The sequence below is a fragment of the Gracilibacillus oryzae genome (assembly GCF_009498735.1).
GTDB lineage: Bacteria > Bacillota > Bacilli > Bacillales > Amphibacillaceae > Gracilibacillus > Gracilibacillus oryzae.
Genome location: NZ_ML762429.1, coordinates 128,613 through 143,672 on the forward strand (window position 1 = coordinate 128,613; position 15,060 = coordinate 143,672).

Here is a 15,060-nt window from a genome sequence, read left to right on the forward strand (position 1 = left end):
AAAATATTATATTAATTCGTCTTTAATTTTTCTTTCTTCGACTACCCTTCCATCTTTAACAACATAAATATACACTTGGTTCAAGATCTCGTGAATATCTTCTAAATAACCATCTGATGGAAAATAATCTTCACTGTCCGTTAAAATAATAACTCGTTCTTCACCATTAAATCGTTCACTATAAAAGTCCACCAACGCAAAAGGGGCATAAGCTTTCACATTTCGTCGGCCATTCGCTTTCTCATACTCTTCAATAATTTCCTGATAATCTGTAGAAATTACCCTGTTATTTTTGCCATTCGGTGTTACTTCTAATTGTACAATCTGTTTTGGTGGGATCATTCCAATATTAGCTTGTCTTTCAATCAAACTAAGACGGTCTTCCTTCTTATTTTCAATATCAATTAATCTGGCATTCATCTGATTGATCAATGCACTGTTTTTATTATCAATATTGTCTCTTTGATATTCCTCAAGTTTCTGAAGTGTCTCATCGTATTGCACTCGGTACGTTCTATCTAAGAATGATTTCATTTTGTTTAATTGTTTCTCTCGTTTGTCCTTCACTTCATTCCTGCTTTTAATTGCTTTTTTAAGTGCTTCTGATTTTAATGTCGTATCTTTATCTGTGTTTAAATTAATACCTTCACCGGTAAGCTTGCTTTGGAACAACCAATAAGGGTCAATTTCAATGGTTTGTCCATTTTCTCGTTTTGCTAGAAAAATAAGTTCGCTTTTTAGCATTTCACCAGTACCATCATTGATTCCTATTAGGTAACATTCAATACTTAATGGTTCTGAAACTGGATAAGCGGCCATATATCGACCTAATGCGTACTTATCTAGCTCTTTCTTTGTTAAATTCAGCCCTAATTTAAGTATAGGAGAATCAATATCGATTTGTGGTGTGTATCCATTTGCATATTCTTGGTATCCTGTAAAACGTATTGATTCAGTAAAATCAAGCTGGATATTTTCTTTTAATGCAATATCCCTGATAAACTTCGGAAACCGCTCAATTCGTTTGACAAAGCCATCATTTGAATCATAAACTCGTACTTTTCTCATTTTAAAGACATGATCTACAAAGTTTGCATATCCTCTTTTCGGTAAACGATGGACAGCAATATCGTTCTGTTCTCTTTTTAAGTGAGGTAAATCAATAGTGTCTTCATCTAATTTTTCATCGTGTACAAGTTTTAACAGATTTTCATGTTCCTCTGATAATGATTTTTCCATATTAATGATGATCTCATCTAATTTCTCACGATTAATAATAGCTTCTTGCATTAAATTGGCTAAACTATCATACTGATCTTCCAGTACTTCACCAATAAAGTCATATACTGAATCAGAACCTAAATCAGCTCTCATCCGTTCCATCTTCTCAATCAAACGAATCATTACATTACCTTCTCTAGTATTTTCAGCTACCAAATTAAAAGCAAAGACTTCATTTTTTTGACCGATACGATGGATACGACCCATCCGTTGTTCTAATCTATTCGGATTCCATGGAATATCGTAGTTGATCATTTGATTACAAAATTGGAGGTTAATAGACTCTCCACCTGCATCTGTAGCCAGCATAATCTGTGATTCATTCCTGAATTTCTCTACTTGTTTTCTCCTTTCGTCCATGGTAAATTCACCAATAATTTTTGCAACAGAAGGTACACGTTCAAGCAATTTTTTCTCCAAGTATTTCAGAGTATCTTTTGATTCTGTAAATATTAAAATCTTTTCATCTTCATTTAACAAACCGTTGATGCCAAACAAAGTTTCCTCAAGTTCTTTATATTTTCGTTCAACAAAATTTTGTCGAATATAGGTAGTTTGGTTAATTAATTTTTCAAGCTCACTAATTTCAACATTAATTTCTTCTGGATCTATATCATCGATTGAATAGAGTAGTTTGGTCTCTATCTCTTCTACCGTTTCCGAGGATTCCTCATTGTAGTCAGTGATATCCACCTTCTTTAATTTAGCAAGATAACTTTTTCTTTCTTTCAATGTTCGTTCCAGTAGTTTTTCCAACCTATTCTTCCTTCGTTTAAGTGAAATATGAATAGCTTCAATAGACGAACTCAATCTACGTTGTAATAGCATCATTGCAAAGGCTGTACTGTTACTACCTTTATTAACAGCTCGGTTAAAGTGTTCTCTGACATAGTCTGTTACTTGGTTATATAAATCTAATTCCTCATTGGATAACTGATATTTTATTTTTTTAGTTGTTCTTTTTGGGAATATAGGTGTTCCATCAAAATTAGTCATACTTTCTTTTAAACGTCGAATTATGAATGGATTACTCTTTTCTCGTAAGCTTTCATTTGCAGAAATCGAGGAAAAGATATCATCATCCAAAAGCTTCATTAGATGACGAAAGTTTTCCATATCACCTTTATGTGGGGTTGCTGTTAGTAATACAGAATGCTCCGTTTTTTTTAGAAGTAATTCCCCTAATTGATACAATCTCGTTCTTCGGGTTTTCTTCTTCAGAACACCATACGTATACGCCGCCATTTTATGTGCTTCATCTACAATAACTAAATCAATGTCTGCTTCATTTATTAAACTTTTTATATCATCTCTGGATGCCCAATACATAGAAGCTAGGCATTGGTCATTCACTAAAAAAGGATTTTTATTTCCATATTCCCGCACTACATTACGATTAATAATATGAAATGATTCATTAAATTTTTCTTCTAACTCTTCTTGCCATTGTTTTAATACTAAAGGTGGAACGAGAATCAAAATACGATCAACACTTTGTCTAGCTTTAAGTTCTTTTATTAACATTCCAGACATGATTGTTTTTCCCGCACCCGGATCATCGGCGAGTAAGTAGCGTACTTTTGGCGATTGCAACATTCTGCTATATACAGCTTCTATTTGGTGTGGTAATGGAATTAAATTATTTCCACCCAATGCCCTGGAATGTTTATAACGATGTTCATTTACCAATTCATAGTATTGTAAGAAATGTTGAATGTCCTCTGGTGATATATTCTTATATTCGTGTTCCTGATTTAACCCATCCAACGAGTGGATCTCATCTTCTTCCAACATCAGTTCATAAAACTTACTCGTATCACGCCCAATAGCTTCAACAATATAAAATCGATCATCTATTTGCTCACATTTCTTTGAAACATTGGGACGGTTCCTTCGTTTCATTAAGGTAATTCATACTAAATACTAGATTTCAAAAATGCCATACAGTTTATTATAAATACATAATCATTACCGATCCCTCCATATCACTCCCTTTATCTAATTCTTTGAATCCTAGAGATCCGTAAAAGCGAATCAGTTTTTCTATATTCTCTTTCCTTTTATTATCAACGCTTTCAGTAATAGGTGGGGCTGCCCGTAAAATTACATACTCTACTCCTAAAATGGACCAATATGACATCAATTTATCCATTGCTTCCCTACCTATACCTTTCTGCTGAAATTGTTCTTCAATACTTAATGAATGGAAAATAATACATTTACCATACAACAATTCTTCGTCTACTACATCTTTTAAGGAACCAATTAATATACATTCTTCACTTGAATAATGATCTGCTGCATCTATTACACCCCACCAACTCTCATAAATACCAAGGTTGTACATAGAAAACAGAGCACGACCTACATTTTCATGTGAATCGGTATACACCGAGTAGTTATCTATTGTTGAAGAGTATTGTATTACGCCTGTCTCTTCATCTAAACTGGAGGAGTAAGTTATATCAATATAATGAATATTTTCTTCCGGTTCAACTGCACTATAGTCACTAACATTATTCGCTACTATCTTTGCTATGTTTTCAATAACAAGCTGTTTTTCAGTATTAAACTTTGTTAAATCTGCATTATCCCAATTTCCACCAAACATTTTATAAAAAGCAAGCATGTTATCTAGTAAAAACCACTCTTCCCTTTGAATAGTGAGAATAAGACCTGTTAATTGATTGATCATATATTTGTTTATCGTCTTCATATCGGCATCTGTCAATTGACCATTGCTATGTATGTCTTCCACAGGCCCATTTCTATATATAAAATGTGCAATTGCTTTAGCCCATTCTCCTGCTAGTGTAGGATCCTTCATTTTATGTAAGGACTTATCATTTAACTTTTTATCTTTTAGAAAAGCTTTTGCGAGTTCCTGGGATTTTTCTTCCATTTTTCTTCCCCCCTTATTTGTTCATGAAAAATACAACTCACTAAATTTCAGTTGCATGAGAAGAAGCTAAAAATCACTCATACTTCCCTTGATCTTCAGCCACTTCTCCCCAATCAGTAAAAAACTCATTCTCTTTATAAACTCTATTCACTAGCTCTAATCGCTCTTTAAAGTACTCCGACAATTTCTTGTCAGTACAATAAATAAAGCAACCCTTTTGTCCTCTGGTCATTAACGTCCTGTATGTATTTCGAATTATTTCATCCGCCAATTTAGCAGCTTCTTCTGGCTTCTCTTTAAACAACTTCTTTATACCAAATAATGCCCTATCAGTTTTTGCCCTTTGGTTATAATCTGTAATCACTTCTTCATTTGCAAATCGTAAATCATCACCAATAATGACTCCAACATAATCAAACTCTAGCCCTTGACATGTATGAATACATCCTGCTTCATTAATAGAGTCTTTGTCTATTGCCCAGGTAGCTGAGTTTCCTAAATTCCAGCTCATTTTAAAGTTATAGTCAGGTAGAATGATATCATCATAGTCTGGCTTATCTCTTCCTGCTTTATCCCAATTCCAACAATATCCTGCAACTATTCTTGACTTGTTATTATTCTCATTTAACTTTTCTATTTCTGATTTTAACTCATTTGGGTTATCGAATACGCGAAAGTCATACTGGCCGCCAATGTACTGGCTGTTTGCTGTTTCCCTGATTTGAAGGACATCATCAAGCCACGCAAGGTAGCCATCAGATCCATTACATCTAAACTGGGATTCCAAATTCAAAATCTCAATATTTGCATCATTATCCTGGGCAAAATGTTGTATTTGTTCTAAGCTTCCAGCATCGTTGATAGTGACTTTTTGCCTTTCATCAATAAAAAAGATTGAGTATTTTGCTGCGTTAATAATTTCCTTCGTCTGGTTTTCTCCTAAATGTTGAAACATACCCGATTTCTCATTCAACCGGTGTGCCTCGTCTATAATTAATGCATCAAACTCATCTTTTGGTGATTCAACATAGCTTCCAGAACCCTTAAACAAATTATCAATATGTCCTTTGCGAAAGTCTTGCTTTAATTTAGTAGAATATATATTTCTAGGGGCAGAATTTTTGGTAACATATTGGCACACCATCTGGCGCTTTGTTAATTCCACTAATAAATTTATCGCTAAAACAGATTTACCAGTTCCAGGTCCGCCTTTCACAACTAATACTTGCTTAGTTCCTGTACGAAGCGCCTCTTCAGCCATATAAATGGCTTGTTCATATACTACTTTTTGATCATCAATCATAACGAACTCTTGATTACCTTTTAACATTTGATTTAATGCATCTTGTAATGATTTTGAGGGTCTAATCTTACCCTTTTCGATTTTATATAGGTTCTCCTTATTGTCACCTATAGTAATGTGACGCTTAATAAAGTCCCGCAGCTTTTGAGAATCTCCCTTAACAAAAATAGGAGCTTGATCAATATAGAAACTATAAATATTATCTGATAGGGGATCATTTTTCTGAGTTATGTAATTATGCAAGTAAGCACAAGGATAAAGCTGCATTTCTTCTTTTTGAGCGTTTTCATTATAATCTTCAATAAGAGAAGCATAGGAAGATGCTTGGTAGGAGGGATGTGTGGTTTCTCTTATTCCTTTTCCTAAATATGTCTTAACAATAGCTTCTTTTCCCTCTACTTTTTCCACAGACTCCCATTGTTTCAATTCTACTATAATTATTGAGTTTTCATCTTTATTTCTTCCACTAATGAGGAAATCTACCCTTCTAGAGGTATGGGGAATATTAAACTCTATTGCTATCCCTGCATCATCGGGAATTTCCCGGTCACTTAATACTCTATACATATACTGCATAGAATTGTCCCAGGATCTTACTTCTCTTTCATTAATATTTCCGATCTTCGCATTATAATTTTTGGTGATATTATTTACTAGTTCATCGTTAAATACATCGTCGAGAAAAGCTGTTTTTGTGGATTCGTATACAATCATGGTTTCATCTCCGAACTTCAAGTTAGTTGTTTTATTTTAGAATATATACACTTTTTTATAGGTCTTTTCAACTCACTCATTTAATTATTTAGGTAATTCTATTTATTAAACACACCTAAATTATACCATTTTATTTATTAATAGAACAAATAAATCTCGAATTTCATGACTTTTTATTTAGTATTTATTAAAACAATAAAACTAGGAGAGTTCTTTCAATGAAATTAATTTGTTTAGCTATTATTGACAAGTAATAAATAATGTTATATATTAATAACAGAACATACGTTCCTAATAGGATCAGGAGGTGAGTATAATGGCTATTGGAGATAGATATAAAACCGGGCAACGTTCCCCAGCAAATGCGTATTATAAATGGGATGGTTATACGGATGGAACAAATTCACCAAGACCTACTTCAGAAGAGCAAAAAATTCGATTAGAGAAGGGTGAAGTGTTTCCACCAATAAACTCATGTGATAAAGGAGCTTATTGGCGTATGACTTCGTATGCTTAATTCTTGCATCACATCTAGCTTGAAGCATATTTCTTCAAGCTAGATGTAAGCGTTTTTCTACCAAACGGCTTTGGGTTCATCTGAAATTATAGACTGGTGTGATTTACATTTTAAATTTTATTTTTAACTGGGAAGAAAGAGTATGATCTTATTTTTTGATCATAATCGAAATCTATTATATCTAATATAATTTGCAGCTCTCGGATTAAGTAAATGATGCTTTTTCTATAAATACCTCATCTACTTGTGACGCGGTTCATCAAAAGTCATTTATAATATATATGAACATACTTGAAAATCCATTATTATGTATAATGATAATATAGAAAAATAAGTTATTGTGACCGTCAAGTAGAATGACACAATTTTTGCTGATTAATTTGATACACTTGGTTGACCAAATATAGGTGATCTATGCTTCATTCGCCGAATGTCTTCATTCAAGTGAATGATTTCTACTCGGTGTAGGATGCGGTCCAATATAAGCTATTCCAACGCTATAAAATTAGAATGAACTTTGATCCGAAACTTCTCCCTAAATGAAAATCTAGTAGTATTACAATACAATTGGATTTAGAGACTTTTTAAAAGTTTTTAAACAACAAAGTAAAAAGTAATAGATGTTAATGTAATATAAAGAATAAACATAAAAATAAACGTCACTAAAACAGAGACGTTTTCAACCTTTATGGATATAATATTTTTTAAGGATTTCTATTATGTGGTTTTCTCTTTTTTCTTCTAATAATTTAAGTAATTTTTCTCCATCATAAAAGACATCGAGAGTTTCTGGTTTTACGTTTTTATGTGTATTTATGTTTTCCAATGCTTTTGATGCATCCTCTGAAAATTTAGCAGTGGTAATATAACATCCTTTAACCGGAAATGAATTTTGTTTTTGTAACTCCTCTCTAGCGAATGGTAATGTCGTGTTAAAAAACCATTTAACTGTATTTTTCTTATCATGTGGTTTTAATGGTATTTCAATGTTAGAGTTTCTACCTTTAAATTCATAAACAATAATTTCCTGTTTTTGAAAGTCCCGAACAATTACATCATATTCGTATTCACGAGGTGTTCCATCATCTTCTTTTCTTTTTAAAACCTTGCCTTGTTCTATTGATGCATCTGGATACATTTTTTTTATAAAAGGATACATCAATGCTTCAAACAAATCACCTTTCATATTTCCTAAATTATTTGATTGTCCAGACTTGTCCATATCAGATAATGTTGAATCCACATTCTCTATAATATCTTCAGATGTACCAAAATCATTAGCTATTGCACTTTTGATTTCTTTGACTTTATGAATGATGGGATATATATTTTCTCCATAAATTGACCCTAAATTAAGCATTATAAAACCTAATTTTTTTAATTGGCTAAATGCATGTGAAGTAATTTCTTGATAAACAACTATAGGTAGTATTTTTCTTTCATTTTTTGCACTTGAGCGGACAGCTTGTACTCTTCTTAAAAAGCCCTGAACATCACATGACATATAAGTTCTAGAAACAACTACATCTATTACAACTAAAGTCTTCTTTTCATCCCGTTCATTATTACTTCTTAAAACAGTATTATAACCTGTGGTGTTTGTATAAGCGTAAGCATCCCAAACGTAATTATTATGTTCAGCACCTTTAGTCAATTTAGTTGCATTTCTATATACAAAAAACCTATTATCAATAAAATTATGCTTTATTAACCAATTACGTATATCTGGAATGAACATGCAATCCAAAACCATATTATTTTTATGTTGATATATCAATGAAATAGAATTTTTTTTATGACTTGATAAAATTATATAGTTAATACCACTCTTAGTTTCAATCTCTACCAACCTTAAGTTAATCAGCATACTTAATATTTCATTCAATGTATTAGACTTTTCTTTTTCTTTTCTTACGGGTGATGCTGTAATCTTTAAACTTTCATAATATGAAATAATTCCGTTATTGGATTCTAGTAAGTTTAATAAGTGATATACTGGTGGCCGATTCTTCTTTGTTATCTCTTTAACAATATTAGTATTTAGTCCTTTTTTGTTACCATAGTAAACATACTGGCCATTACCAAATGTTACAGGATTACTTGATTTCATAACTTCTTTATCACAAGCCCTCGAAATAATCTTCCTTGCATTATCAGATGTTATTCGAAATTTATCTTGTAACATTTGGTTTAATTCTTTGCCCGTTTTAAAGACATTCTCATTTGAAAATATTTCTTTTAGATACTTATGATATTTGCTCACTTAATCACCCCTATATAAATGTTGTCACACTGCCCTTATATTATTTAAATTAATATTAAATAGTGCTTTCATTTTCTTTATAAAACATTGATAAATTAACATTTTTCTAATATTTCCTCTACTAAAAATGTCACACATATATCAATTTTATAGTATTCTGTAAGTTTGTGGGTAAATATATGTGATAAGATGATAATTTCATTATTTACTGGTTTGTTTATGCTCTAGTCCATCACCTAAATTCAAATCACTTTTACCACTACACACTTATCAATTATTTTTCCACATTTAAATAGGCTTGTCACACTGCCCTTATATTATTTAAATTAATATTAAATAGTGCTTCCATTTTCTTTTCAAAACATTGATAAATCAACATTTCTCTAATATTTTCTCTACTGGAAGTGTCACACATACATTCATTTTATAAAATGTTTGTAGTATATGTATTAAATAAGCCGTCTATTAAAGTAGTTTCTTTGGAACAAGTGCATAGTATTTTAATTAAATTTCAAAGGTACTCCCTAAAGTATACGCTGAGGAACAAAAGGATTTACTCCATACAATCATTAATAAAATTACAGTAATTGAAAGAGATTCACCAGATGAAAGAAGCGTCAAGGACATTGAATTGTTCTTTGACTTCCATTAAGAATGACTATGTACTTACTTGTGATACGGTTCCCCCCGATTAATCCGAAACCCCCGATAAACCTGCTCCAACAATATCAACCTCATCACCTGATGCGGAAACGTCATCTTAGAAAAAGATAAAGCCAAATCACTCCGCTGCTGCACTTCCTCACTGATCCCCAAAGAACCGCCAATCACAAAAGCAATCTTACTTTTCCCATAGGTCGCCAGCTCGTCCATCTTTGCAGCTAACTGTTCAGAGCTCAGCATCTTCCCATTAATCTCAAGTGTAATCACATAAGTATCCTGACTAATATGAGCAAGAATACGCTCGCCTTCTTTTCGTTTCACTTCGATCATTTCCGCTTCACTCATATTTTCTGGTGCCTTTTCATCTGCCACTTCGGCAATCTCTACCTTGGCATATGTACTGAGCCGTTTCATATATTCCTGGATACCTTGCTTGAGGTATTTCTCTTTTAATTTTCCAACTGTTACAATGGTTATTTTCATTGCAGTGTCATCCTTTGCTCTTTTATCCCCTATAGTTTACCACAGTTAAAATCAAGCTATTGCCGAACCCGTAGAAACCTCATCTCTACAAAATGCAAACTCAGCAGTTCGGCAATAGAAGCTTAATCTATTCAGTATCTAACTGCACAAGCATCTTATTCAAAATCCGCTTTAATTGAATCGCTTCTTCCACATCCAAATTAGTCTGTTCAATAAATTTTAACGGAATCTGTTCCGCTTGCTTCTCTGTCTGCTTGCCTTGCTCGGTTAGGACAACTTCTACGATCCGTTCATCTTCTTTGGAACGCTCCCTTTTTACTAATCCATGCTCTTCCATTCGTTTCAGCATGGGAGTCAGTGTGCCTGAATCAAGGAAAAGGCGTTTGCCTAATGCTTTTACGGAAATACGATCTTTTTCCCAGAGAACAAGTAGTACTAGGTATTGCGGGTAGGTTATGTTCAATTCCTCCAGTAATGGACGATAGTGTTTGGTCATTTCACGTGTGGCTGCTTACACTGGAAAACAGATTTGATTATCTAATTTCATTATTTCATTTGTCATTGTTGATCACTCTTAGGCTTTATTATACCAAGTCGAGAAGTAAAATTATAATAAGTGACGCAACACAATTAAATTGCGAACAATCTATTTGTAAACAATTAATTAAGGGCGTGTTTTAATATGGGATCAGCGTTATACACAGCATCATCAACAGCATCTGGCGGGCTATAGTATAACCAACCAGATAAAGACTCCAAGAATCTGAAGGGTTAAATGATATCAGTATATTGTAAAACGAGATTCATAATGTTACTGGGTGTTTTACGGGATGTGAGTTTGGAAGTTTCTGTAGCGCCACACAAGCCATTATCTCAAATAATAAGTAAAATAATATTTTTAATTGCACAAAGGGAAACATTGCCCTTTGTGCAATTTTTATGTTATAACTAAATATAGAATGATAAGCGGAGGTGTAAAGATGTCAGATGAAAGTCTAAGGTTAAAAAAGAAAAATGCTACGAGGCGTGCTCTTGCGGAAGCTGCGTTTGACTTAGCAATGGAGCGTGGTTTAGATGACTTTGTGGTAGAGGACATTGTGTCAATGGCAGGCTATTCAAGGAGAACATTTGCGAATCATTTTTCCTGTAAGGAAGAAGCAATCGCTAGCGCTCTCACCATGAATGATTTTCGAGAACATGATGAGGCACATTCCTTAGAAGGACTTACGCCACTGACTACCATCGAAATGTATATCAAGCGCAGTTTTACCATTGATAAATTACAAAGATTGCACGAATTGATTTTATTATCCAAAAGTCACCCAACCTTGAAATTATATGTGACTGGTGTTTTAAAAGAAACCCAGGACTATGCTAGACAGGGTATTAAGGAAGGTTTTGGTGATGCTTATTCTGAAGAGTATTACCACCTGTTAATTGGTGCAGTATTTGGTGCTCTAATGCCTGTCCTTGATGGAAGCATTAATGTTCATTTGCCGATTGGTGACACAGCACAAGACCAACCTGATAATGAATTTCAGAAATACATGGAAATCGTCTTCTCCAAATTAAAGGAAGGCTTCAAATAAAATTAAAACGAGTAGGAGTTTAGAAAATGTCGAAGTTATTTTACAGAATTGGTAAGACAGCATATAACAAGCCATGGGCATTTATTGCCAGCTGGGTAATCATTTTAGGAATTATTATCGCAGCAATTGTATCAAATGGTGTGAGCATGACCAGTGAAACAAGAATTGATGGGACAGAAGCTCAGGAAGTTCTTGACCAGCTAGCAGAGGATTTCCCGGTCGCTTCAGGTGGTCAAGGAAGCTTTATATTTGAAGTCCCTGAAGGGCAGCAAGTTGACGATCAAGCTAATGCAGCATCACTTGCAAACGTGATTAACAACATTTATGAGTTAGACTTTGTCGTCAATCCGCTTGATATAGTAGGAGATAGTGAAGATATGGCTCAACTGCAAGAGCTGCAAAGTCAGCTCGCGCAAATGCAGGAAAGCGAAATCTCTTATAGACCCTTAGTGGTTAACCAGATGCCTATTCCAGGAGTCAAGGTCTCTGAAGAAGGGAACATAGCGCTTTTTCAATTTCAAATGACAGAACAAGCGGAGAACTTATCTGAAGATCAATTAAACCAATTAACAGATCTAGCGGATAACGTTGAAGAGGATACATCAATTAATGCTCTCTCAACAGGTTCACTTCAAGGTACGGATATCCCAATCGGGGGCACCCATGAAATCATCGGGCTGATTGTTGCCGGGATTGTCCTTGTGGTGACATTAGGCTCACTTATTGCAGCAGGATTACCACTTCTTGTTGCACTTGTCGGTGTGGGTGTTGGAGTCGGTGGTACCTTTGCCATGTCGAGTCTGTTTGAAATGAACAGCCTTACTCCAGTCCTAGCTTTAATGGTTGGTCTGGCAGTAGGGATTGATTATGCGTTATTTATTGTGAATAGACAAAGGAAGATAATTTTTGAAGAAAATCTGTCAGCTAAGGAAGCTGCGCCACGTGCGGTAGGAACAGCAGGAAGTGCCGTATTCTTTGCCGGATTAACGGTGATCATCGCGCTGTGCGGATTATTAGTTATCGGGATTTCCTTTTTAAGCAGTATGGCTCTTGTTGCTTCCTTGACGGTATTTATCGATGTACTTGTGGCACTTACATTATTACCTGCTATTTTAGGATTAGTTGGAGAGAGAATTGTATCCGCAAAGGCAAGAAAAAAACATAATAAGAAAGACAAGAACAAGCCTACTTTTGCAAGTAAATGGATTAATGGGATTATCAAGCTTAGATGGCCTGTTGTTGTGCTGATCATTTTTATTTTAGGTACACTAACGATTCCTGTTTCCGATATGAACTTAGGAATGCCTTCAGGGGCCAGTGCGAATAAGGATACAGCCCAAAGGCAAAGCTATGACATTATTTCAGAAAGCTTTGGCGAAGGTTATAACAGCACCTTGATTCTTGTAGCAAATGATAAGGATGGCAATGCAATTGATACACAAGAGTATCTTCAATTGCTATCTAATATTAATGAACTTGATAGTACGGTAGAGGTATCACCAGGTGGGTTTAATGACGATGGAACGATAGGGATTGTGAGCATCACCCCAACTGCTGGCCCTACAGATGAAGAAACACATGATTTAGTAGAATATTTGAGAACAAATGACTCTGTAGTTGAGAATACCAATCTTGATATCGGGGTAAGTGGACTAACGGCGATTAATATTGATATTTCGGATAACCTATCTGAGGTATTTCCAATTTATATTGGTATTATCGTTCTGTTATCCTTAGTTATCTTACTGGTTGTGTTCAGATCGGTTATTGTACCAATCAAAGCAACAGTTGGTTTCTTATTGAGTATTATGGCCACGTTTGGTGTAACGACAGCCGTCTTTCAATGGAACTGGTTCGGAATAGGTGCTATATTCGGAATCGATACTGGTGGTCCTTTACTAAGCTTTATTCCGATTATGGTAACAGGTATCTTGTATGGTCTAGCGATGGATTACCAAGTATTCCTTGTATCCTCCATGCGTGAAGCTTATATTCATGGCCACAAAGGGGATAATGCAGTTATTAACGGCTATACCATTGCAAGTAGAGTGGTTGTTGCGGCAGCATTAATCATGGTTTCCGTCTTCTCAGGCTTTATCTTTACAGATGACATTATGATTAAACAAATAGGGTTCGCCCTTGCCTTTGGTATTTTGATCGATGCATTCTTAATTCGAATGATCTTCGTACCAGCTGTCATGTCCATATTCGGTGACAAAGTTTGGTGGTTGCCAAAATGGTTAGATAAAATCTTGCCTAACTTGGACATTGAGGGTGAAAAATTAACGCAGGAACTTGCGAAGGAAAAAAGTGAAGAGAAGTAGATCTAATAAAAATGGAGACTGTCCTAAGAGACATGTCTCTATTTTTTTCCTTCACCCTTTTCTGTATTGACTTAACATAGTGCCTTAACACAGACTAATGAAACGAAGACATACATTTTTTGAAATGATATACTTATTGATAGAGATAAGAATGTTGGATACCATTTAGAAATGAAGGGGAAAAAATATGAAAGTAATTAAACCAAATATACCTGCAGAACTACCACAAGGAAATTTCCAGGACATACTCTATGAGGAAGACCCACACCTAAGTAACATGGAAATTGAAGGATCTCATTTTGATAACGAGGTGCTGGATCGTGTTCATTTAAATAATATGGTGATTAAACAATCGACATTTCAGCATACGTCTTTCGAAAATATCGACATTACAGATGTTCTTTTTGAGAATTGTGACCTTTCCAATGCCGACTTAAGTAAAGCGAGCATCCATCGAGTGGCATTCAAGAACTGTAAGCTATTAGGGGTGCAGTTTATTGAGGGGAGATTTGGCAATGTAACTTTTGATAATTGCGTCTTATCCATGTGCAATTTCGGTGATTCCAAATTAGAAAAAACACAATTCACCGAATCAAACCTCCAGAATGCGGATTTCTTTAATTGCAAACTGGCAAAAACAATCTATTCTTACTGTGACCTGACTGGGGCTAATTTCGACTCTACCAAGCTAAAAGGGGTTGATATTAGTACGTCTCAATTTGAAACACTCGTGGTGAAAATAGAGGATTTAAAAGGCTGCATCGTCTCCCAGCACCAGGCAATTCACTTTGCTTCCATGTTGGGACTGGATATACGATAAGCTTTTCCCGAAAAGGTTGGGACAAAAGTAGTTTGTTGATCTTGAAATCCGGATGATCCGTAATTCGTTCGGATGATTAGCTTTTTGAAAAAGGATTTATCATCCTCCACTTGATCTCAGATTCTTGCTATGGAAGAGAGACTTTCAATAGAATGGATGATCGTGCCAAAACTTAGCTTAATTAATGCTGTCTTAAAGGGA

The 15,060-nt window shown here is 34.5% G+C and carries 10 protein-coding genes and 1 pseudogene; 4 read left to right on the forward strand and 7 right to left on the reverse strand.

The annotated features are described in order from the left end of the window. Nucleotides 1-6: 6 nt before the first annotated feature. The 3 genes from F9U64_RS09875 to F9U64_RS09885 form a co-directional block, all read right to left on the reverse strand. A complete protein-coding gene (locus F9U64_RS09875; protein ID WP_153402927.1) occupies nucleotides 7-3,183 on the reverse strand; it encodes a DEAD/DEAH box helicase in 3,177 nt (1,058 codons plus the stop codon). 49 nt (nucleotides 3,184-3,232) lie between these two features. Then, the gene (locus tag F9U64_RS09880; RefSeq protein WP_153402929.1) at nucleotides 3,233-4,183 is read right to left on the reverse strand and encodes a GNAT family N-acetyltransferase; all 951 of its coding nucleotides are present in this window, start codon (nucleotides 4,181-4,183) and stop codon (nucleotides 3,233-3,235) included. A 73-nt stretch (nucleotides 4,184-4,256) separates the two neighbouring features. Continuing rightward, entirely contained in the window at nucleotides 4,257-6,200 is a 1,944-nt protein-coding gene (locus F9U64_RS09885; protein WP_153402931.1) for a DUF2075 domain-containing protein, read from the reverse strand. A gap of 316 nt (nucleotides 6,201-6,516) precedes the next feature. On the opposite strand from F9U64_RS09885, the gene F9U64_RS09890 reads away from it, so the two are divergent. Further along, entirely contained in the window at nucleotides 6,517-6,717 is a 201-nt protein-coding gene (locus F9U64_RS09890) for a YjzC family protein (protein ID WP_153402933.1), read from the forward strand. A gap of 375 nt (nucleotides 6,718-7,092) precedes the next feature. On the opposite strand, the pseudogene F9U64_RS23645 reads toward F9U64_RS09890, so the two are convergent. From F9U64_RS23645 to F9U64_RS09905, 4 genes and pseudogenes are all read right to left on the reverse strand, one after another. Beyond that, nucleotides 7,093-7,200 (reverse strand): annotated as a pseudogene (locus F9U64_RS23645) (ATP-binding protein); the annotation flags it as partial. 196 nt (nucleotides 7,201-7,396) lie between these two features. Then, nucleotides 7,397-8,980 (reverse strand): hypothetical protein, encoded by a 1,584-nt coding sequence (locus F9U64_RS09895; RefSeq protein ID WP_153402935.1) that lies wholly within the window; start codon nucleotides 8,978-8,980, stop codon nucleotides 7,397-7,399. A gap of 666 nt (nucleotides 8,981-9,646) precedes the next feature. Continuing rightward, on the reverse strand, nucleotides 9,647-10,126 hold the full coding sequence (gene rlmH, locus F9U64_RS09900; protein ID WP_153402937.1) for a 23S rRNA (pseudouridine(1915)-N(3))-methyltransferase RlmH: 480 nt from the start codon (nucleotides 10,124-10,126) through the stop codon (nucleotides 9,647-9,649). A 127-nt stretch (nucleotides 10,127-10,253) separates the two neighbouring features. Beyond that, complete coding sequence (locus tag F9U64_RS09905; RefSeq protein ID WP_323125835.1) at nucleotides 10,254-10,622, reverse strand: MarR family winged helix-turn-helix transcriptional regulator; 369 nt, start codon at nucleotides 10,620-10,622, stop codon at nucleotides 10,254-10,256. 484 nt (nucleotides 10,623-11,106) lie between these two features. Here F9U64_RS09905 and F9U64_RS09910 point away from each other — a divergent pair, with 484 nt between their 5' ends. The 3 genes from F9U64_RS09910 to F9U64_RS09920 all read left to right on the forward strand — a co-directional run bounded on the left by F9U64_RS09910 (nucleotide 11,107) and on the right by F9U64_RS09920 (nucleotide 14,859). Beyond that, entirely contained in the window at nucleotides 11,107-11,715 is a 609-nt protein-coding gene (locus tag F9U64_RS09910; RefSeq protein ID WP_153402938.1) for a TetR/AcrR family transcriptional regulator, read from the forward strand. Between the two features lie 26 nt (nucleotides 11,716-11,741). Next, nucleotides 11,742-14,039 (forward strand): MMPL family transporter, encoded by a 2,298-nt coding sequence (locus tag F9U64_RS09915; RefSeq protein ID WP_153402940.1) that lies wholly within the window; start codon nucleotides 11,742-11,744, stop codon nucleotides 14,037-14,039. A 187-nt stretch (nucleotides 14,040-14,226) separates the two neighbouring features. Next, complete coding sequence (locus F9U64_RS09920) at nucleotides 14,227-14,859, forward strand: pentapeptide repeat-containing protein (RefSeq protein ID WP_153402942.1); 633 nt, start codon at nucleotides 14,227-14,229, stop codon at nucleotides 14,857-14,859. The last annotated feature ends 201 nt before the right edge of the window (nucleotides 14,860-15,060 follow it).